15 protein-coding genes and 2 tRNA genes are annotated in these 20,951 nt (G+C 60.4%); 12 read left to right on the forward strand and 5 right to left on the reverse strand.

Translation table 11 applies throughout. The annotated features are described in order from the left end of the window. Positions 1–160 precede the first annotated feature (160 nt). Complete coding sequence (locus OKC27_RS20540; protein ID WP_005334863.1) at positions 161–361, reverse strand: YbfA family protein; 201 nt, start codon at positions 359–361, stop codon at positions 161–163. A gap of 212 nt (positions 362–573) precedes the next feature. On the opposite strand from OKC27_RS20540, the gene OKC27_RS20545 reads away from it, so the two are divergent. Continuing rightward, positions 574–867, forward strand: a complete 294-nt coding sequence (locus tag OKC27_RS20545) for a hypothetical protein (protein WP_042658673.1) — start codon at positions 574–576, stop codon at positions 865–867. 50 nt (positions 868–917) lie between these two features. Here OKC27_RS20545 and OKC27_RS20550 read toward each other — a convergent pair. Then, positions 918–991, reverse strand: a tRNA-Cys gene (locus OKC27_RS20550). Between the two features lie 57 nt (positions 992–1,048). Continuing rightward, positions 1,049–1,124 (reverse strand) — tRNA-Gly (locus tag OKC27_RS20555). 249 nt (positions 1,125–1,373) lie between these two features. On the opposite strand from OKC27_RS20555, the gene OKC27_RS20560 reads away from it, so the two are divergent. The 10 genes from OKC27_RS20560 (at position 1,374) to OKC27_RS20605 (ending at position 16,043) form a co-directional block, all read left to right on the forward strand. Then, the gene (locus OKC27_RS20560) at positions 1,374–4,811 is read left to right on the forward strand and encodes a hybrid sensor histidine kinase/response regulator (protein ID WP_270806653.1); all 3,438 of its coding nucleotides are present in this window, start codon (positions 1,374–1,376) and stop codon (positions 4,809–4,811) included. Between the two features lie 416 nt (positions 4,812–5,227). Next, positions 5,228–6,913, forward strand: coding sequence for an ABC transporter substrate-binding protein (locus tag OKC27_RS20565; RefSeq protein WP_270806654.1), 1,686 nt, complete (start codon positions 5,228–5,230; stop codon positions 6,911–6,913). A gap of 118 nt (positions 6,914–7,031) precedes the next feature. Beyond that, complete coding sequence (locus OKC27_RS20570; protein WP_033135896.1) at positions 7,032–8,015, forward strand: ABC transporter permease; 984 nt, start codon at positions 7,032–7,034, stop codon at positions 8,013–8,015. 1 nt (position 8,016) lies between these two features. After that, positions 8,017–8,937, forward strand: a complete 921-nt coding sequence (locus OKC27_RS20575; protein ID WP_058052810.1) for an ABC transporter permease — start codon at positions 8,017–8,019, stop codon at positions 8,935–8,937. Continuing rightward, positions 8,934–9,953 (forward strand): ABC transporter ATP-binding protein, encoded by a 1,020-nt coding sequence (locus OKC27_RS20580; protein ID WP_042658671.1) that lies wholly within the window; start codon positions 8,934–8,936, stop codon positions 9,951–9,953. Before OKC27_RS20575 ends, OKC27_RS20580 begins: the two co-directional genes overlap by 4 nt. An 11-nt stretch (positions 9,954–9,964) precedes the next feature. Beyond that, entirely contained in the window at positions 9,965–10,957 is a 993-nt protein-coding gene (locus tag OKC27_RS20585; protein WP_042061369.1) for an ABC transporter ATP-binding protein, read from the forward strand. Between the two features lie 114 nt (positions 10,958–11,071). Beyond that, on the forward strand, positions 11,072–12,829 hold the full coding sequence (locus OKC27_RS20590; RefSeq protein ID WP_270806655.1) for a glycoside hydrolase family 9 protein: 1,758 nt from the start codon (positions 11,072–11,074) through the stop codon (positions 12,827–12,829). Beyond that, the gene (locus OKC27_RS20595; protein ID WP_270806656.1) at positions 12,822–13,694 is read left to right on the forward strand and encodes a BadF/BadG/BcrA/BcrD ATPase family protein; all 873 of its coding nucleotides are present in this window, start codon (positions 12,822–12,824) and stop codon (positions 13,692–13,694) included. The genes OKC27_RS20590 and OKC27_RS20595 overlap by 8 nt, the downstream gene beginning before the upstream one ends. Further along, positions 13,679–15,544 (forward strand): beta-N-acetylhexosaminidase, encoded by a 1,866-nt coding sequence (locus OKC27_RS20600; RefSeq protein ID WP_270806657.1) that lies wholly within the window; start codon positions 13,679–13,681, stop codon positions 15,542–15,544. The genes OKC27_RS20595 and OKC27_RS20600 overlap by 16 nt, the downstream gene beginning before the upstream one ends. 154 nt (positions 15,545–15,698) lie before the next feature. After that, positions 15,699–16,043, forward strand: a complete 345-nt coding sequence (locus tag OKC27_RS20605; protein WP_111807736.1) for an MGMT family protein — start codon at positions 15,699–15,701, stop codon at positions 16,041–16,043. Positions 16,044–16,059: 16 nt separating this feature from the next. Here OKC27_RS20605 and OKC27_RS20610 read toward each other — a convergent pair whose 3' ends face one another. Together OKC27_RS20610 and topA are read right to left on the reverse strand one after the other, a co-directional pair. Then, the gene (locus OKC27_RS20610) at positions 16,060–16,224 is read right to left on the reverse strand and encodes a hypothetical protein (protein ID WP_162851498.1); all 165 of its coding nucleotides are present in this window, start codon (positions 16,222–16,224) and stop codon (positions 16,060–16,062) included. 94 nt (positions 16,225–16,318) lie between these two features. Next, on the reverse strand, positions 16,319–18,940 hold the full coding sequence (topA, locus tag OKC27_RS20615; RefSeq protein ID WP_270806658.1) for a type I DNA topoisomerase: 2,622 nt from the start codon (positions 18,938–18,940) through the stop codon (positions 16,319–16,321). A 355-nt stretch (positions 18,941–19,295) separates the two neighbouring features. On the opposite strand from topA, the gene astB reads away from it, so the two are divergent. Then, entirely contained in the window at positions 19,296–20,633 is a 1,338-nt protein-coding gene (gene astB / locus OKC27_RS20620) for an N-succinylarginine dihydrolase (RefSeq protein WP_270806659.1), read from the forward strand. Positions 20,634–20,951: the final 318 nt, after the last annotated feature.

Below are 20,951 nucleotides of genomic sequence, written 5' to 3' on the forward strand. Positions count from 1 at the left end.
GGGTATTAGCTGGTCAAGGATGGCGATCATACCTCAGAAGCCGCGCCACGCCTCGCTCATATGAGGGGATGGTTAAGAGAGCACATAGTTAACTATATGTTTTTAAACATATAAAAAAAGACAGCCGAAGCTGTCTTTTTCATCGAAATCAAATTGCGGATTAGTAGAAGATCCGCTCGCCACGCTCGCTCATTTTGAGCCAAACCGGTTTGGTGCTGGTTTTGTTCCAGATCCGGTGCAGATAGCTGTAGAAGCGGGCACGATCGCTGCGAAACAGCATCACGGGGAACGCCAGAATGCCCACCAGCAATACATAAATGCGACGAAGAATAATCTGAGTCAGGGAAAAGGGATGAAACATGATGTAACTCCTTACTGGTAAGACCACTGAGCAAAGATTACTCCACTCCATGTAGGATTACTACATCACCAAGCCATTTTTTTATAAATAAATGGCAAAAAACGGGAAATACTGAAAACGGGTTACGTCATTAACCAACAGTTAACAAACTTGCGAAAATCGTGCGCTTTGCCACAGTTATCAGGGGAAAAACATGCTGTAGGGAGATGCGCATGAAACTGTCTGAAGTGGCACTGCTGGTGCTGATGATTGCCCTGACACGGGCACAACTGGAGGAGTGGCAGTTGAACAGGGACGATGCCATCGTGCTGGCCGAACGGGGTGTACCCACCGTCAGCCTGTGGCAATGCGGCACCCTGAAACAACGGATGGCGGATCTCGGACACCAGAGCGCCGAGCTGCAATTTCAATATCGGGGGCAAAACATGGCGGATGTGAGCCACTATCTCGAGCGCGAATGGAAACAGGCTGGTTGCGAACAGTTACTGGTGCAGCAAGGATACTGACCAAGGTTCACGGCTCGAAGAGTGATAATTCAGGAAAAACAGAGAGAAGATGGAGGCACGTTCCGGAGTCGAACCGGACTAAACGGATTTGCAATCCGCTGCATAACCGCTTTGCTAACGCGCCATGCTGACAAGACTGATTGTCTTGAAAGTGAGTTCCATCGTTGGTGCGATGGAAATTTGGAGCGGGAAACGAGACTCGAACTCGCGACCCCGACCTTGGCAAGGTCGTGCTCTACCAACTGAGCTATTCCCGCGTTACTGCTTTCGTGCCAGTTGCCTGACAACGAGGCGCATTATACGTACCACGAGCGCCAGCACAACCCCTTTTTCGCAATTTAAGCCCTGACGCAGACTGTTTGCTCAGGGTTTAGACGGCTTGCTGCAATTTTCTCCATCCAGCTGTGACCCACCAAGCGAATTTGGGATAAAGTCGTTGAAATGATTACGCTTTCGTTCGAGACTTGAGCGGCTTAATAACCGGATTCTCAATTGAAAATCACAAGATGAAATGGATCTTCAAGCTTCGTGGACTCAGGCCGCAGCTAATGCTGGCTTTTTTCATGTTGGGGATGGTGCCATTTTTGGTCATCACCCTCTTCTTCCTCTACAGCCACGGCAAGGATCTCACCACCCAGACCTCCAACCATCTGGTCTCCGTCCGTAATATCAAGAAGAGTCAGCTCGAGGATTACTTCAACAACCTCAAAGAGCAGATCATCAACTTTTCCCAGCAGGATTTCGCCGGCAACAGTATCGGCCGTTTCTATGGCTTTACCGGTGCCTTCGAGAAACTGGGCACCACGCCGCAAGAGGCCCGCAGCCGCGCCCAGGCCCGCTATCTGCCCGGCACCTGGGATCAACTGCGCAAACCGGACAGCCAGGTGGAGATCGAACCCTCCATCAGTGCCCTGATCCTCGCCGACGAGATGTATGGCCGAGTGCACCAGCGCTTTCATCGCGGCTATGCCGACATGGTGCGCAAGTCCAACTACAGCGACATCTTTCTGGTGGACCTCAACGGTGATGTGGTCTATTCGGTCACAAAGCACCCTAACTTTGCCACCAATCTGCTCTCCGGCCCCTATCAGGGCAGCGGCTTGGGTCAGACTTTCGCCAAGATCAAACGCCGCCTCGATGGTGGCCAGAAGCCGCAGCAGATCTTCGAGTTCACCGATTTTGGCCGCAACGAGCTGACCGGGCAGGTGGTCGCCTACATGGCGGCGCCCGTGATGCAGTACGACTATGTGCGCGGGGTGGTGATTTTCGAGCTGCTGCCGGACAAGCTCAACCAGATCATGGCGGAGCGGGAGGGGCTGGGCGAGACCGGCGAGACCATCCTGATCGGCCCTGACAAGCGGATGCGCGCCGATGCTTGGCTGGCGCCGGAGTTCAGCGTCGAGAACAGCTTCAGCCCCAACTTCCGGCCGCTGCAAACGCCCCTCATCACCAAGACTCTCTCCGGCGAGCAGGGGGTCGGGCTGTTCTACTCCTATCAGGATGACGAGGTGCTGGCCGCCTACACCCAGGTGAAGGTGTTCGATACCGAGTGGGCCTTTATCGCCGAGATCTCCACCCGGGAAGCCTATGCCCCGATCCGCCAGCTGGAAACCCTGGTGATAGTGCTGGGGGCGGGCTCGGTACTGCTGCTGATCCTCTTCTCCCGCTGGCTCTCCCACTCCATCACGGCACCGCTGCGATCGCTTACCGAAGCGGCCGAGCAGGTAGCCGACGGCGCGCTGGATCACCCCATCGCCATCGAGCGCACCGGCGATGATATCGACCGGCTGGCCGAGGCGTTTCGCCATATGCAGCGCTCGGTGAAGGACAAAATCGAACTGATCGAGCAGCAGACCCAGGAGCTGCAACAGCAGGTCAAGCTGACCCACAAGCAGAACCTCAGCCTGCAACAGGCGGACAAGCTCAAGGATGAACTGCTGGCCAACACCTCCCACGAGCTGCGCACCCCCATTCACGGTATCAAGGGGATGGCGGAATCGATGCTCGCCAGCCAGCAGGATTTGACCGAAGGGCAGCAAAAGCAGCTCGGCCTCATCATCAAGAGCGCCGATGGCCTGGCCCGTCTGGTGGACGATCTGCTCGACTACCACCAGATGCGCTACGGCCAGCTGGAGATCCATCCACAACCCGTTTCATCCAAAGGGGTGATCCGGCTGGTGCTGGATCTCTGCCAGCATCTGGTGCAGGCCAAACCCCTCACCCTGGTTGATATCAGCCCGGCCGAACTGCCGCCGGTGCTGGCCGACGAGCAACGGCTCGAACAGGTGCTCTATAACCTGGTGGGCAACGCCATCAAGTACACGCCGCAGGGCAAGGTGGTGCTCAGTGCCATCGTCGAGAACAACTTCCTGCGCATCAAGGTCACGGATACCGGCATCGGCATCGCCCCCGACCATCTGGAACATATCTTCGAGCCGCTGGTGCAGATGAGCCCTGAGGTGAGCAAGCAGGGGGCGGGCCTTGGCCTCTCCATCACCCGCCAGCTGGTACACCTGATGGGGGGAGAGCTGTTTGTCGAGAGCGAGCCGAGCGTTGGATCCACCTTCGCCTTTACCCTGCCCCTTGCCACCGGCAAAGCCGCCAATCTGACCCTCGACAGCCGCCAGATCGAGCATCAGCTGGTGCGCCAGCAACCGCTGATCCTGCCGGACTGGGAGAGCGACGATCTGCCCCCTCCCCCCGAGGGTGCGCCGCTCATTCTGGTGGTGGATGACGAGCCCATCAATCTGCACATCCTGCGCCATCTGCTGCAGCCCTGCGGCTACCGCATCCTGCCCAGCAGCGACGGTCACGATGCGCTGGCCAAGCTGGCCGAGGAGCCGGTGGACCTCATCCTGCTGGACGTGATGATGCCGACCCTCTCCGGTTTTGACGTCTGCCGCCGCCTGCGCGAGCAGCACCCGAAAGAGATGTTGCCGGTGCTGCTGCTCACCGCCCTCAATCAGCCCAAGGATATCGAAGAGGGCTTCGGGGCCGGAGCCAACGACTATCTGGTCAAACCCTTCTGCAAGGAGGAGCTGTTTGCCCGGGTCAAGGCACTGCTGGAGGCCAAGGCCGGACGCGCCTCGCTGGTGGAAAACCGGCTGTTGAAACAAGAGATCGAACATCGCCTCACCCTGCAGGATCGGCTGCATCAGGATCAGCAGCGGCTGCTGGCCCTGCTCGGCGAAGGGGCCGACCCGATGATCTTCATCGACGAGCAGGGCACTGTGCTGTTTGCCTCGCGGGTGATGGCGCGCCTGCTGGGACAGGAGCCGGAAGCCATGGAGGGGCAGCCCCTCAATGAGTGGCTCGCCACCCCGCTGCAACAGCAGTGGCCCGACCTTGCCAGCGAGCGGGAACATAATCTGGAGTTTCTGGTGGCCGGGCAGAAGGACGTGCTCAACGCTCGTGCCCTGCCTATCGCCCTCGGAGGACAGGCCGCTTTCGCCCTCACCCTGAGTACCGAACAGCGTCAGGATGAGAACCGGGTGATGGCACTGGAGAACGCCCTCAAGAACCTCTCGCGGCAAGCCATCATCGAAGATGAACAGCTGCTGGGTGAGCTGAGCCGCCTGGGCGGCGAGTTCCGCTCGCTGGCCGATGACCTCATTCGCCAGCAGGATGACGAGCCGCTGCGCCGGGCGCTGGTAGAGACCATGCAGCTCACCCTGGATGCCTGGCAGCAGGGCACCGGCAAGGGCAAAATCGTGCTGGCGGAGAAGAGCAAGCTGTGGCGGGTCTATATGGACAGATCCAGCCCGCAGACCCGCACCCTCGACAAGTATCTGAGTCTGGATACCCTGCCCAAGTCGCCGCGCTGGAAGACGGTGGTGGCCACTACCGAGTATGTGCTGGGCCACTGCCCGCTCAATAACCACCAGCGCCAGCAGTTGCAACACAGCGCCCAGACCCTGCGTCAACTCGCCAACCGCAAGCCGTGATCCGGCACCCTAAACGGGCGCCGGATCACAATTGGCAATCTGGTTTCTTTTTGCGCAAAACAAAGCCCCGCACAAGCCCGAAATCGAGAGCCGATCCAATTCACAATTTTGTCATATACGCCATTTTCACAGCCACTTTTTGCACGAAAACAAATAACGCAAACCAATGATTTTAAACAGATAAAAATTCATTTTGACGAGATTGACGTGACGCCGTCAATTTTTACGAAAACGACGAAATCAATAGTTGTTGTTTTCCTGTTAATTCTGGTTTGCTAGGGACGTTGGAAAACAGAATGACAAAGGTTAGACACCTGACCAACACAGAGCGCCGATTTCATCAGCATGCGAAGTCGGTGCTCACACAAAACAAGGCGACCCCTCGGGAATGCCAAAAAAATAAGAAAGGAAAACATATGCTTGCCAAAGTATCCAAAATCTCTACTGCTGTAATGCTGGGCACCATGATGCTCGCCGGCGCCGCCGGCAACGCCATGGCTGCAGAAAACAAAACCGTGCTGACCATGGTCGCACAACAGGAAACCGCGTGGGTCAAGAACTTCAACCCCTTCCTGCAAGCGGGTCTGCTGCACACCACCCGTCACTTCATCTATGAACCGCTGGTGATCTTCAACGATATGCAAGGGGGCAAACCCGTCTATCGTCTGGCCACCAACTATGCGTTCAGCGATGACCTGAAATCCGTCACCTTCGATCTGCGTGACGGCGTGAAGTGGTCTGACGGCGAAGCCTTTGATGCCGATGACATCATCTTCTCCTTCAATCTGGTCAAGGCCAACAAGGCGCTGGATGAGCGCTCAATCTGGACCCAGATCAAGAGCGTCGAGAAGCTGGCCCCCAACAAGGTCAAATTCGACCTGACCGAGGTCAACACCAACGTGGTGAATGATCTGGTGCTGGTACCTATCGTGCCGGAGCACCAGTGGAAATCGGTGAAAGACCCGGTTGCCTTCACCAACGACAAGCCGGTCGGTACTGGCCCCTTCACCGAAGTGGACAACTTCTCCGCCCAGCTCTATACCCAGTGCCGCAACCCGCACTACTGGGATAACGCCAACCTCGCCATCGACTGTCTGCGCATGCCGCAGATGGCCACCAACGACCAGGTACTGGCTGCGGTCATGAAGGGTGACATCGACTGGTTCGGCTCCTTCGTGCCGGACATCGAGCGCCTCTACGTCGGCAACGATCCGAAGAACAACAAATACTGGTTCCCGGCCTCCGGTACCGTGGCGTTCAACGTCAACTTCCAGACCAAGAACCCGGGCAACCACGAAGCCTTCAACGACATCAACTTCCGTCGCGCCTTCTCCATGGCGATGGACCGCCAGTCCATGGTGGATATCGCGGGCTACGGCTACCCCACCGTCAACGAGTACCCGTCAGGTCTGGGCAAAGCCTTTGACTCCTGGAACAACCCGGAAGTGGACAAGAAGTACGGCAAGTACAACAAGTTCGATCTGGAAGGAGCCAAGGCACTGCTGAAAGAGGCAGGCTACAAGGATTGTGATGGCGACAAGTTCCTCGACACTCCGAGCTGCAAAAAGATCGAGTTCAAGGTACTGGTACCGAACGGCTGGACCGACTGGGTCAACACAGTACAGATTGGTGTAGAAGGGCTGCAGGCGCTGGGCCTGAACGCCAAGACCGCTACCCCGGAAGCGACCGTCTGGACCGAAAACCTCATCACTGGCGACTTTGATGTGGCGCTGCAGGGCTACTTTGCCGGTGCCAACCCGCACAAGTACTTCGAGACCGCGTTCCACTCCCGCAACATGGGTGACCGTGGCAACCGCTTCGCCGCGCCCCGTTACAAGTACCCCGAGCTCGACAAGCTGATCGATGACTTCACCCAGACCGCCGATGCGGCCAAGCAGAAGGAGATCATGTTCGCCATCCAGGATCGTGTTGGTGCCAACCAGACCATCATTCCGGTCTTCAACAACCCGACCTGGTATGAGTACAGCACCAAGCGCTTCAACGGCTGGTTCAGTGCTGATAACCCGGTAGCCAAACCTCAGCTCCACCCGGACACCCCTGAGCGTCTGCTGCACGTGTTGTCCCTCAAGCCAAACAGCTAAACAATCCCGGCCCCCTGCGGGGGGCCATCTTCCCCGTTAATCCCCTTCTTACCCGGCTCTGCCGGGGTTGGGGTAGCTATACCCGACGCGGGGCAGGCTTGCAGTAAAAGGTACCATCATGGGATTCATACTGAGACGCTTTTCCTTCTACCTGGTTGCCTTTCTGGTAGCCGCCACCATCAATTTCCTGTTACCTCGTGCCATGCCTGGCGACCCCGTATCTGTTATGTTTGCCCGCGCTGGCGCCATGATGGAACCCGCCGCACTGGAAGCGCTCAAAGCCACCTTCGGTTTTGTTGACGGCCCCATCGGCACCCAATTTCTCACCTATGTGAAGAGTGTCTTCACCTGGGATCTCGGCACCTCGGTGCGCTTCTACCCGCAGCAGGTCTCTGACGTGCTGGGCCGTGCCATCGGCTGGACCCTGTTTCTGGTCGGCACCTCCACCATCCTGAGCTTCTCCATCGGTTCCATCGTCGGCATCTTCGCCGCCTGGTACCGCGGCGGCCGGATGGACAGCATTCTCTCCCCGCTCACTCTGGTGATGCAGGCCATTCCGCCGGTGGTGGTCTCCCTGCTCGCCCTGTTCCTGTTCGGGGTCAGCCTGGAGTGGCTGCCCATCGGCTACGCCTACAGCCCGGAAATTCCGGCAGACTGGGGCTGGGAGCACATCAAGAGCATCATGACCCACGCCATCATGCCGGTGCTGACCCTGGCCATCGTGCAGGTGGGGGGCTTCCTCATCACCATGCGCAACAACATGATCAACCTGCTCGGCGAGGATTACATCACCATGGCCAAGGCCAAGGGGCTCTCCAGCAACCGGGTGATCTTCAACTACGGCGCCCGCAACGCCATTTTGCCGAGCGTTACCGCCCTCTCCATGGCGCTCGGTTTCGTCATCGGTGGCTCCCTCATCACCGAGGTGATCTTCAACTACCCGGGCCTGGGCCTGACCCTCTATCAGGGCATTCTGGCCCGCGACTACCCGCTCATTCAGGGGCAGCTGCTCATCATGACCATCACCATGCTCAGCTTCAACTTCCTGGCCGACGTGCTCTACGTCTTCCTGGATCCCCGTCTGCGTACAGGAGGCAAATAAGATGCAAATGCCCACCATCCTCAAAATATTACTGGGCAACCGCAAAGCCGCCTGCGGCCTCGCCATCGTGGTTGCCTTCGTGCTGATGGCCATCTTTGCCCCCATTCTGGCCAGTAACGAGCCGACCAAACGGGTGGCTCGCCCGCACCAGCCGCCCAGCACCGAGTTCGTGATGGGGTCCACCCGCATGGGCCACGATATCTGGTCCCAGTTCACCAATGGCGCCCGTATCTCGCTGCTGGTGGGCTTTAGCGCAGGCCTGCTGGTCTGCACCCTGGCCGTCGCCATCGGCATCACCGCCGGTTATTTCGGCGGCCTGATTGATGAGTGCCTCACCTTCCTGATGAACGTGGTGCTGGTGATCCCCAACCTCCCCTTGCTACTGGTGCTGGCGAGCTTTATCGGGGAGGCGTCACCGACGGTGATTGCTGTGATAATAGGGTTGACCTCGTGGGCCTATGGCGCGCGGGTCATCCGCGCCCAGACGCTGGCGCTGCGGGAGAAAGAGTTCGTCATCGCCGCCGAAGTGCTGGGCGAGCCGGCCTGGCGCATCATTCTGGTGGAGATCCTGCCCAACCTCATCTCCATCATCGGGGTGAGCTTTATCGGATCGATCATCTACGCCATCGTCACCGAGGCGACCCTGGAGTTCCTGGGGCTCGGCGACCCGACCGTGGTGAGCTGGGGCATCATGCTCTACAACGCCCAGACCTCCAGTGCCATCCTGATCGGCGCCTGGTGGGAAGTGCTGGCCCCCTGCTTCGCCATCGCCACCCTGGGTGCCGGTCTGGCCCTGCTCAACTTCGCCATCGACGAGATCGCCAACCCGCAGCTGCGCTCCCACAAAGGGCTCAACCGCTGGAAGAAACTGGCCACACCGGTCGCCACACCGCTCTCTGCCGCACAGGAGAAGACAGCATGAACAAGCATCCCCTGCTGTCAGTACGCAATCTTTGCGTCGACTACATCACCGAAAATGGCGACGTGCGCGCCGTCAACTCGGTCAGCTTCGATATCAGACAGGGTGAGGTGTTCGGCCTCGCCGGCGAGTCGGGCTGCGGCAAGTCCACCGTCGCCTTCTCGGTCGCCCGGCTGCACAAGCCGCCCGCCTACATCAGCGGTGGCGAGATCCTGTTCAAGGGGGAGAACATCCTCCACTACAACGAGGAGCGGCTGCGCTCCTACCGCTGGCAACAGGTGTCGGTGGTGTTCCAGTCCGCCATGAATGCCCTGAACCCGGTACTGCGGATGGAAGAACAGTTCTGCGACGTGCTGCTGGCCCACAACCCCGGCATGACCCGCTATGAAGCGATCAAGCGCGCCCAGGAGCTGCTCACCATCGTCGATATCCACCCGAGTCGGCTCAAGGATTACCCGCACCAGTTCTCCGGCGGCATGCGCCAGCGGCTGGTGATCGCCATCGCCATGGCGCTCAACCCCGAGCTACTGATCATGGATGAACCGACCACGGCGCTGGACGTGGTGGTGCAGCGGGAGATCCTGCAAAAGGTCTATGCCCTGAAAGAGAAGTTCAACTTCTCCATTTTGTTCATCACCCACGATCTGTCGCTGATGGTGGAGTTCTGCGATCGCATCGGCATCATGTATGCCGGCGAACTGATTGAAGTTGCTCCCTCCAAGGCGATCCTGACCGCGCCACTGCACCCCTATACCAAGGGACTCGGCAACTCCTTCCCGCCCCTGCACGGGCCAAAAACCGTGCTGGAGGGGATCCCGGGCACCCCGCTCAACCTGCTGGAGGTGCCGGTCGGCTGCCGCTTTCAGGCCCGCTGTGGCAAGGTGCACGATCGCTGCCGTCAGGAGTACACCAAACTGGCCGAGATCCGCCCCGGCCAACAGACCGCCTGCCACCTCTATGAAGAGCAGGGGCGACAACAAGATTCCGTGATCTATCTGGACAAGGCCGCTGGCTGTTAAGGATGTCTGTCATGCAAATCGCCAAAACCGATGCACCCATCATCGAAGTCCAGCACCTCTACAAGGACTTCCCCATCAACTCCAATGCCATCAAGAGTGGCAAGATGCGGGCACTATCCGACATCACCTTCAACCTGCACCGGGGCCGCGCCCTGGCGGTGGTCGGTGAGTCGGGCTCCGGCAAGAGCACCATCGCCAAGATCATCGCCAAGATGTACAAGCTCAGTGCCGGGCGCATTCTCTATCGCGGCCACGATCTGGAGGAGTTCAACAAGGGAACCGCCCTGCTGGACTATCGCCAGAGCGTGCAGATGGTGTGGCAAGATCCGTTCGGTTCGCTCAACCCGACCCACACCATCTATCACCACATCGCCCGCCCCCTGCTGCTGCACAGTAAGGTGATCGACAAGAAAGATCTGCCCGACATGGTCCACGCCCTGCTGGAGAAAGTCGGCCTGACCCCCGCCAAGGCGACAGCGGCCAAATATCCGCACCAGCTCTCCGGCGGTCAGCGCCAGCGGGTCAACATCGCCCGCAATCTGGCGGTGGAGGCGGAAGTAGTGCTGGCGGACGAGCCGACTTCCATGCTCGATGTCTCCATTCGCATCGGCATCCTCAACCTGATGGAGCAGATGAAGAACGAGCTGGGGGTCTCCATGCTCTACATTACCCACGACATCGCCACCGCCCGCTATGTGGCGGAAGATCTGGCGGTGATGTATGTGGGTCACATGGTGGAGTGGGGCGAGGTGGACGAGATCCTGCACCACCCGCAGCACCCCTACACCCAGCTGCTCATCTCGGCGGTGCCCGATCCGGAGAAGAGCATCCACGCCGAGCTGGAGGGTGGCCGCAAGGGGGAGATCCCGCTCTGGACGCCGGAGTCCTGCGGCTGCCCGTTTGCCGGGCGCTGCAATCAGGCGATGCCCCGCTGCAAGGAAGCGCTGCCTGCCATCACCAAGCTTGCCGACAACCACTTCGTGCGCTGCTACCTCTACGAGTGATGATGAGCCTTAGACCGGCCGGACAGCCCTGTCCGGCCATGCCTCGATACGGGGCGGCCACAGCCCCGTGATGTGCCTCACCGTTCGTCGGTGAACCACAGGAGTAATACCTTGATGGAACTCTTGATCAATCAGGTGGGCTACGAGTGCGACGGCCACAAGGTCGCCCTGCTGCAAACCACCCCCGCCCATGATCTCGGCGGCTACGTCAGGCTGCAACGCCAGGGTGATGGCCAGATCCTGTTTGAAACCCCGCTGCAACCGGCCGGCAGCGTCCCCGGCTGGCAGGGCCGCACTTACCTAAGCGCCGACTTCTCTGCCTTCAAGGAGCCCGGCCATTACCGGCTGGAGGCAATAACGGCCCCCATAGGCGCAGCTGCTACGGAGCAGCGCATTGTCCGTTCGACCCGCTTCGCCATCGGCCAGGATCTGCTGGCCAGCCGCTGCCTCTCCGACGTCATCCACTACTTCAAGGGACAGCGCGCCAGCGGCACCTTCGATCGGGCCGACCGCAGCGCCCGCCTGTTTGGCACCGACCAGCACAAAGATGTGCACGGCGGCTGGTTCGATGCCAGCGGCGACATGAGCAAATATTTAAGTCACCTCTCCTACGCCAACTACCTCAATCCCCAGCAGACCCCCATGGTGGTGTGGGCCCTGCTCAAGTGCCGCGAACTCTTGGCCCCGCGCCGCGATATCGACGGGGTGAACCTCTGCAAGCGGCTCAATGACGAGGCGCTGCATGGCGCTGATTTCCTCTGCCGGATGCAGGATGAGTCGGGCTTTTTCTACATGACCCTGTTCGACAAGTGGAGCAAGGATCCCGCCCAGCGCGAGCTGTGTGCCTATGCCACCCAGCAGGGGATCAAGTCCGCCAACTGGCAGGCGGGTTTTCGCCAAGGGGGTGGTATGACCATCGCCGCGCTGGCCCGCGCCGCCCGCGAGAGTGTCAGCGGCGACTTCGATGCCAGCCGCTACGCCGAGGCTGCCAAACGCGGCTACCTGCACCTGTGCGAGCACAACCTCGCCTATCTCGACGACGGGGTCGAAAACATCATCGACGACTACTGCGCCCTGCTGGCAGCGGTGGAGCTGACCCGCACCTTCGGCGCCGAGTGGCTGAATGAGGCAAGAGCCCGCGCCAGCAAGCTCTGCGCCCGCCAGCGCATTCATCCGGAGCTGGGTCACTACTGGTCGGCCAACGAGGATGGCTCGCGCCCCTACTATCACGCCGCCGAAGCGGGCCTGCCGGTGCTGGCGCTGCTGGAATATTTAGGTGTAGAGCCGGATCAGGAGCACAAGGCCCGGGTACAAACCGTGGTGGAGCAGGCGCTGGCCGCCGAGCTGGCGCTCTGCGCCCGGGCGGGCAACCCCTTCTCCCTCGCCCGCCAATATGTGAAAGGGGTGGATGAAGCGCCGCGCGTCAGCTTCTTTATCCCCCATAACAACGAATCCGGCTACTGGTGGCAGGGGGAGAATTCCCGTCTCGCCTCGCTGGCGACCATGGCCTTTGCTGGCGCCCGCCACTTCTCTCGCCAGAGCCAGCCGCTGCTCACTTACGGCCAGCGCCAGCTCGACTGGATCCTCGGGCAGAACCCGTTCAACGCCTGCATGTTGGCGGGCCACGGCATCAACAACCCCGCCTATACCGCCGGGTATCCCAATGCGCAGGGGGGCATCTGCAACGGCATCACCGCCGGGTTTGATGACGAAAATGAGGTGGCCTTTATCCCAGAGGAGTACAAGGAGCGGCTGGATCAGAACTGGCGCTGGGGCGAGCAGTGGATCCCCCACGCCGCCTGGTTTGCTCTGGCCATCAGCTGGCAGAGAGCTTTGGGTGATCGAAATGAGCAGGGAGGTCGCCATGATTGAGTTCTGGGTCGGTGTCGATGGCGGGGGCACCCACACCCGCGCCCGCATTCGCGATCGGGCGGGCAAGCTGCTCGGCGAGGGGCGCGCCGCTGGCTCCAATCTGGAGCTGGGCATCCCCCATGCCCACGCCAATGTGCTGGCCGCCATCGCCAGCGCCCGCCTTGCCGCAGGGATCGCTATCGAGAGCGAACAGCAGATGGGGGTCGGGCTGGCGCTCGCCTCCGCCGAGCTGGCAGACTGCTATCACGCCATGCTCGCCATGCCCTTCCCCTTTGCCAGTGTCAGGCTCACCTCCGATGCCTTCGGCGCCTGCCTCGGCGCCTTTGGCGGCCGGGAGGGGGCCATCCTCATCGCCGGTACCGGCTCGGTGGGGCTTATCTATCACGCAGGTCAAATTCGCACCTGTTCCGGCCGCGGCTTCCCCATTTCGGACATAGGCAGCGGCGCCTGGCTGGGGCTGCGCGCCATCCAGCAATCCCTGCTCTGCCACGATGGCATTCTGCCCCCCAGCACCCTCGCCATCCGCTTGATGGATCGCTTCAAGCGGGATCAGGCGGAAGTAGTGCGCTGGGCCGCCCGCGCCATTCCGGCCGACTATGGCCACTTTGCCCCCTGGGTATTCGATGCCGCCAGCGATGGCGACGAGCTAGCCAACCAGCTGCTGGACGAAACCTGCGAACAGCTGCGGATCCTGCTGGACGGGATGACCATGCTCGGTGCCAGCCAGATCGCTCTGCTGGGAGGGATTGGCTCGCGCCTCGCTCCCCGTCTCGGCCAGCTCAACCTGATCCCCCCCCAGGCAGATGCGCTCGATGGCGCCATCCTGTTTGCCCAATCAGAGGATTTTCCATGTCTACACCCCTGATCCACACCCAGGTCGCCCGACGTGACGGCGAGGATGTCTGGTTCACTTTCACCCTCTCCCGCATGCCGGATACCCAGTGGAAGCTGCACTTCTGTCTGGCTCGCCATATCGACCCCGACTCACTGCAAGGGGGCGAGTTGGAGCGCCAAAGCGGCAGCTACAAGGTGATTGTCCCGAACGCTGGCAGCTGCGAGCTGCGCTTTTGCTGCCGTCAGACCCCCATCAAGAAGCTCTCCGACATGCCGCAGGGGTTCTTCCTCAGCCTGCCGGAGGCGACCACCGGTGCCCAGCTGCTGCCGGTGACGCTGGCGGCGCAGGATCTCGGACTGGAGAACCCGCCGGTAACCCGCCCCGACCTGCCCGAAGTCGAGCCCCAGCTTGGCATAGTGCCGCAACCGGCCCATCAGGTGCTGCTGGAGGGGAACTTCCGGCTGGCCGAGCGGGCCCATGTCAGCGCCCCCCGCGATGTCCCGGGTCTGCTGGCCCACTTCAACGAGCTGACGTCGCTGGCACTGGAGCAGGATCACGACGCAGAAATCCGGCTGACCGAGGCCAGACTGGCCCCCGAAGCCTACCAGCTCACTATCACGCCACAGGAGGTGGTGATTGCCGCCGCCGACGAAGCGGGCTGGCGTCATGGGCTGGTGACCCTGGCCCAGTGGTATCTGCAACATGGCGAGAGCCTGCCCTGCGTCACGCTGGAGGATGCCCCGCGCTTCGGTTTTCGTGGCATTTTTCTCGACTGCGCCCGCCACTTCCACACTCCGGCCACCATCAAGCGCCTGCTCAAGCTGATGAGCCTCTACAAGTTCAACCGCTTCCACTGGCACCTGACCGATGACGAAGGGTGGCGGATCGAAATCAAGGCTTTTCCGACGCTGACCGACGTGGGCGCCTGGCGCGGCCACGATCTGGCGATCGGCCCCCAGCTGAGCGGCGGCGCCGAGCCCTATGGCGGCTACTACACCCAGAGCGAGGTGAAGGAGCTGGTGAGCTATGCCAGTGAACTCGGCATCACCGTCATTCCCGAGATCGACATTCCGGGCCACTGCCACGCCGCCATCAAGGCGCTGCCCGAGCTGCTGGTCGAAACGGCGGATCACTCCCGCTACCTCTCGGTTCAGCATTTCGACGACAACGTGCTCAACCCCGCCCTGCCCGGCACCTACCGCTTCCTGGAAACGGTGCTGGACGAGGTGTGTGAACTCTTCCCAGGCCCGCAGATCCACATGGGCGGTGACGAGGTGCCGACCGGTGTCTGGACCGACAGCCCAGCCTGCCAGCAGCTGATGACCGAGCAGGGCTACGCCGACTGCCGCGAGCTGCAGGGCCATCTGCTGCGCCACTGCCAGCGCTATCTGGCCGACAAGGGCAAGCGGATGATCGGCTGGGAGGAGATCCTGCACGGCGACAAGGTGAGCCGCAAAGCAGCCGTCTGTGCCTGGACCAGCTTCCAGGCAGGGCTGGATGCCGCCGCAGCCGGTTATCCGGTGGTGATGGCGCCCGCCCAGTCTCTCTATCTGGATCTGGCCTGGAGCCAGGACATTCATGAACCCGGCCTCTACTGGGCGGGGACCCTCAATCTGGAGCAGGTCTATGCGTGCGATCCTGCGCCATCCGATTTCCATGCCAACGATAACATCCTCGGGGTGCTGAGCCCCTTGTGGTCAGAATTGATCACCAGCCGTGATCGTCTCGACTACATGTTGTTCCCGCGTATGCTGGCCACGGCCGAGGTGGCCTGGAGCGATCCCGCCCACAAGGGCTGGGATCACTTCGCCGCCCGCCTGCCGGGCCAGCTGCAGATCCTCGATCAGTTGCAGGTGCGCTACCGGATGCCACAGAGGTAATGTTGTCTCTATTTTGGCGGCCAATCGGCCGCCTTTTTTCATTTCAGCCCCCCTGACCTTATACCGCCCGCTCCCCGTCCCCTTGCTCCCGGCTACGCCAAGAGGCCACAATGACCCATCCGTACAACAGCAACTACAGCAACAACAGGCATCCATGTTTCACCCCTCCCATGAAAAAGTGGCAAGAATCGAGGCGATCATCGCCCTGATCCCGGCTGGCAAGGTGGTCAGTTATGGTCAGGTGGCCGATCTGGCCGGGCTGCCCGGACGGGCAAGACTGGTGGGCAAGGTGCTGCGGGAAACCGACAAGGTACTGCCCTGGCATCGGGTACTGGGCGCCGCAGGCACCATCTCGCTACCCAAAGGATCGCAAGGCTTTGCCGAACAGACGGGACGCCTGCAGCAGGAAGGGGTCGTGGTGATCGGGGGGCGGGTCAGAATGAAGGAGTGGCAATGGCAGCCCGACTTGGCCGAGCTGCTTTTTCTACTGCCGTTTTGAGGGGGTCACGGCCGGATCACTCCAGCGGCGCCAGGATCTCTTCGCTGCGCACCTGCACCGGTATAGTCTCGTCCTCGCGCTGCAGCAGCACCAGCAGGCTCTGCCGGTCAACCTCCAGCACATAGGCCGCCCCTTCCCGGGTCATGCAGCTCATGCCCGGCCGGATCTCGTTAATCTCCATCTCAACCTCCTTGTTACAACGCTACACTCCTTGCAGCTGTCTCAGTATACCGCTATCCATAAGCAAAGAGGCCCCATGTCGGGGCCTCTTTTCATCACGCTTTCTTCGGCTTGGGCAAGCTCTCTTGCCAGGTACCGTTATCGTAGTGAGCGGTCCAACCGGTCGCCTTGCCGTTGACCTCGCTCATCACGTACTGCTCCTTGGTCTTGCGACTGAAGCGCACGATGGCGGGGTTGCCGTCCGGATCGGTGAGCGGGGCACCGGCCAGATACTTGTGCTTGGCGGAGATGCGATCCTTGAAGCGTTGCAGCTCTTCCACCAGCGGCGCGCGGGTCTCGCGGGATTTGGGGAAGTTGCTGGCCGCCAGGAACAGACCGGCAGCACCGTCACGCAGCACAAAGTGGGCGTCGGACTGGGTGCACTTGAGCTCGGGCAACGGCACCGGATCCTCTTTCGGCGGTGCGATATCGCCGTTTTTCAGGATCTTGCGGGTGTTCTTGCAGGTCTCGTTGGTGCAACCCATGTACTTGCCGAAACGGCCGTTCTTGAGCTGCATCTCGCTGCCGCAACGGTCGCACTCGATGCTCGGCCCTTCGTAGCCCTTGAGCTTGAACTGGCCCTTCTCGATTTCGTAGCCATCGCAGTCCGGATTGCGACCACAAACGTGCAGCTTGCGGCTGTCGTCGATGATGTAGGCATCCATCGCGGTGCCACAGACGCCGCAGCGGTGCTTGGCGCGCAGCGCTTCGGTTTCCGCCTCATCACCGTCAGTGGTGGAGACAAACTCGTCGGCAGAGACCAGGTTGATGGTCTTCTTGCAGCGCTCTTTCGGCGGCAGGGCATAGCCGGAACAACCGAGGAACACGCCGGTGGTGGCGGTACGAATACCCATCTTGCGGCCGCAATCCGGGCAGTCGATATCGGTCATCACCATCTGGTTGGCACGCATGCCGCCCTCTTCGGGCGCCTTGTCGGCCTTCTCCAGCTCCTGGGTAAACTCGGCGTAGAAGGCGTCGAGCACTTTCTTCCACTCCAGCGTCCCTTCGGCGATGCCATCGAGCTTGTCTTCCATCTTGGCGGTGAACTCGTAGTTCATCAGCTCGACGAAGTTCTCGACCAGACGGTCGGTGACGATCTCGCCCATCTTCTCGGCGAAGAAACGACGGCTCTCGACCCGCACATAACCACGATCGACGATGGTGGAGATGATGGAAGCGTAGGTAGACGGACGGCCGATGCCACGCTTTTCCAGCTCGCGCACCAGCGCCGCTTCGGTAAAGCGGGCAGGCGGCTTGGTGAAGTGCTGACGCGGATCCAGCTTGACCAGTTTCAGTACCTCGCCCACGGTCACCGCAGGCAGTTGGCTATCTTCACCTTTACGGCCCATCGGCGGCAGCGCCTTGGTCCAACCGGCGAAGCGCAGGGTACGGCCACGGGCCTTCAACTCGAACTCACCCGCCTTGACGGTCAGGGTAGAGGAGTCGTACTGGGCCGGGGTCATCTGGCAGGCGACGAACTGACGCCAGATGAGATCGTACAGACGCATTGCATCCGGCTCCATCCCTTCCAGCATCTCGGACGTGACCAGTACGCTGGAGGGACGGATCGCCTCGTGCGCTTCCTGGGCACCGGCCTTGGAACCATAGAGGTTCGGCTCGGCCGGCAGATAGGCTGCGCCATACTGCTCGCCGATATATTCACGCACCGCCTCAACCGCCTCTTTGCTGAGGTTGGTGGAGTCGGTACGCATATAGGTGATGTAACCCGCTTCATAGAGACGCTGGGCCATCATCATGGTTTTCTTGACCCCGAAGCTCAGACGGGTAGAGGCCGCCTGCTGCAGGGTGGAGGTGATGAACGGCGCAGAGGGTTTGGAGCCGGTCGGTTTGTCTTCCCGGTTAACGACCTTGTAGTCGACCCCTTCCAGGGCCGCCACGGCGGCGAAGGTCTCGGCCTGGGTCACCGGCTTGAAGTCGGCGCCGTTGCGGCTGACCACTTCCATCCGCAGATCAGCCTTGTCACCGGTCAGCAGGTCGGCATTGAGATCCCAGAACTCGACCGGTACGAACGCCTTGATTTCGCGCTCTTTATCGACGATGAGGCGCACCGCAACGGATTGCACCCGACCGGCGGAGAGACCGCGAGCCAGCTTCTTCCACAAGAGCGGGGAGACCATGTAACCCACCACGCGGTCGAGGAAACGACGGGCCTGCTGGGCATTGACGCGGTCAATATTGAGTTCGGACGGCTGGGCAAACGCCTCCTTGATGGCGCTCTTGGTGATTTCGTTAAACACCACGCGCTTGTAGCGGCTGTCGTCGCCACCGATGATCTCGCGCAGGTGCCAGGCGATCGCCTCTCCTTCTCTATCCAAGTCGGTTGCGAGATAGATGGTGTCGGCTTTCTCGGCCAGACTTTGCAACTCGCTGACCACCTTCTCCTTGCCGGGCAAAATCTGGTAGTTGGCCTGCCAGCCAGCGGTCGGATTGATACCCATCCGGGCAAACAGGGCCTTGCGATCCTTGGCAGCCTTCTCGGATTCGCTCAACTTGATGCCGCGAATGACAGGTTTCTTGGGCTCGGTGCTGGCGCTGCCGCTGGTGGGCAGATCGCGAACATGACCAACGCTGGATTTCACCACGTAGTCCTTGCCCAGATATTTGTTGATCGTCTTGGCCTTGGCCGGAGACTCCACTATGACCAGTGATTTGCCCATGCTGTAACTATTATCCTCATTGCACCCGACGGGGTTGGTGTGCGGTTTTGTGGGGCTGTATAAGAGATTTGGCGCGAAAAAGCAATCTTGTGAGCAAATTTGCCTGACCAGCCCGAACCACACGGCTTCTTTTATTGCTTCTTTATTTATTAATGCGAAGGCAACAGGCCGGACGCAACCGCTTTTTCAATTTTCTGCCATACCGCCCCTCTTTTTATATCTGAAACGACATAAAAACGTCTGCTGGTTACCGGCTTGTTACAAAAACATAAAATCTCTTTATAATGGCCCAACCCCGACGCATTGCGCGCGGAAGGAACCGCTACCCATCATAAAAATCGAAAGGATGTACTCAATGAAGCACTTCGAGGTCAATTTCGACGGTCTGGTCGGCCCGACTCATAACTATGCCGGCCTCTCCTACGGCAACGTTGCCTCCCAGAGCAATGCCCAGGAGGCTTCCAATCCGAAAGAGGCCGCCAAGCAGGGGCTGCGCAAGATGAAGGCGCTGACCGAGCTTGGCATGACCCAGGGGGTACTGGCGCCACAAGAGCGTCCCGATCTCGCCACCCTGCGCCGCCTCGGCTTCACTGGCAACGATGCCCGGGTGCTGGAGCAGGCCGCCAAACAGGCTCCCGCCGTACTGGCTGCCTGCTATTCGGCCTCCAGCATGTGGACCGCCAACGCCGCCACAGTCTCTCCCAGTGCCGATACCCAGGATGGCCGCATTCACTTCACACCCGCCAACCTGACCAACAAGTTTCACCGCTCCCTGGAGCCGGACGTCACGGGCCGTATCCTGCGCGCCGTGTTCAACAACGATCGCCACTTCAGCCACCACCTCCATCTGCCGGAAAATGATCACTTCGGCGACGAGGGCGCCGCCAACCACACCCGCCTGTGCCGTGCCTATGGCGAGGCAGGCGTCGAGCTGTTTGTCTATGGCCGCAGCGCCTTTGATCACTCCCGCCCGGCGCCGACGCGCTACCCGGCACGCCAGACCCTGGAAGCGAGCCAGGCCATCGCCCGCCTGCATGGCCTCGGCGAGGAGAGCGTGGTGTTTATCCAGCAAAACCCGGAGGTGATCGATCAGGGGGTGTTCCATAACGACGTGATCGCGGTGGGCAACCAGAACGTGCTGTTCTTCCACCAACAAGCGTTCCTCAACACCGAGGCGGTGCTGGCCGAGATCAGCGGCAAGTTTGGCGATGGGGATCTGCACTTTATCGAAGTACCTACCGCCGAGGTCTCCGTGCTGGATGCGGTGAAATCCTACCTGTTCAACACCCAGATCCTCACTCTGCCCAATGGCGAGATGGCGATCATCGCCCCTACCGAGTGCCGCGACAATCCGGCGGTCTCTGCCTATCTCGACAAGCTGCTAACGCAGGGCACCCCGATCAAGGCGGTACACTACATGGATGTGAAACAGAGCATGCGCAATGGCGGCGGCCCGGCCTGCCTGCGGCTGCGGGTTGCCATGAACGATCAGGAACTCGCAGCGGTCAATCTGGCCTGCCTGATCAACGACAGCCAGTTTTCCCGCCTCGATGGCTGGGTGGATCGCCACTACCGCGACCGCCTGACCCTCGACGATCTGCGGGATCCGGCGCTGGTGCAGGAGTCCCGCAGCGCACTGGACGAGCTTACCCAGATCCTGAAACTGGGTTCGGTCTACCCGTTCCAGCGCTAGATGTGATGCCCGGGAAGACCGCCGACACTGGCGGTCTTCTCTTATCTGCCTCGTGTTCACCGTGATCGCCAGCTTGCACGAATGCTGCTTTGTGCAGAAAAGCAGCGCACAACTTGCTGATAAGCTTGAATTTTGAGCTGGATGTATCAAAAAATCGACGAACAGTCATTTTTTACTGCCAGATGCCTCATCAAGGGGTTCACAAAGCCTCTGGATCTGATAGTATGCGCCTCGCACTTGGGGAGGGGTTCCCGAGCGGCCAAAGGGATCAGACTGTAAATCTGACGGCTCTGCCTTCGAAGGTTCGAATCCTTCTCC

Origin of the sequence: Aeromonas sp. QDB62, assembly GCF_027705695.1 — a bacterium.
Taxonomy (GTDB): Bacteria; Pseudomonadota; Gammaproteobacteria; order Enterobacterales; family Aeromonadaceae; genus Aeromonas; species Aeromonas allosaccharophila.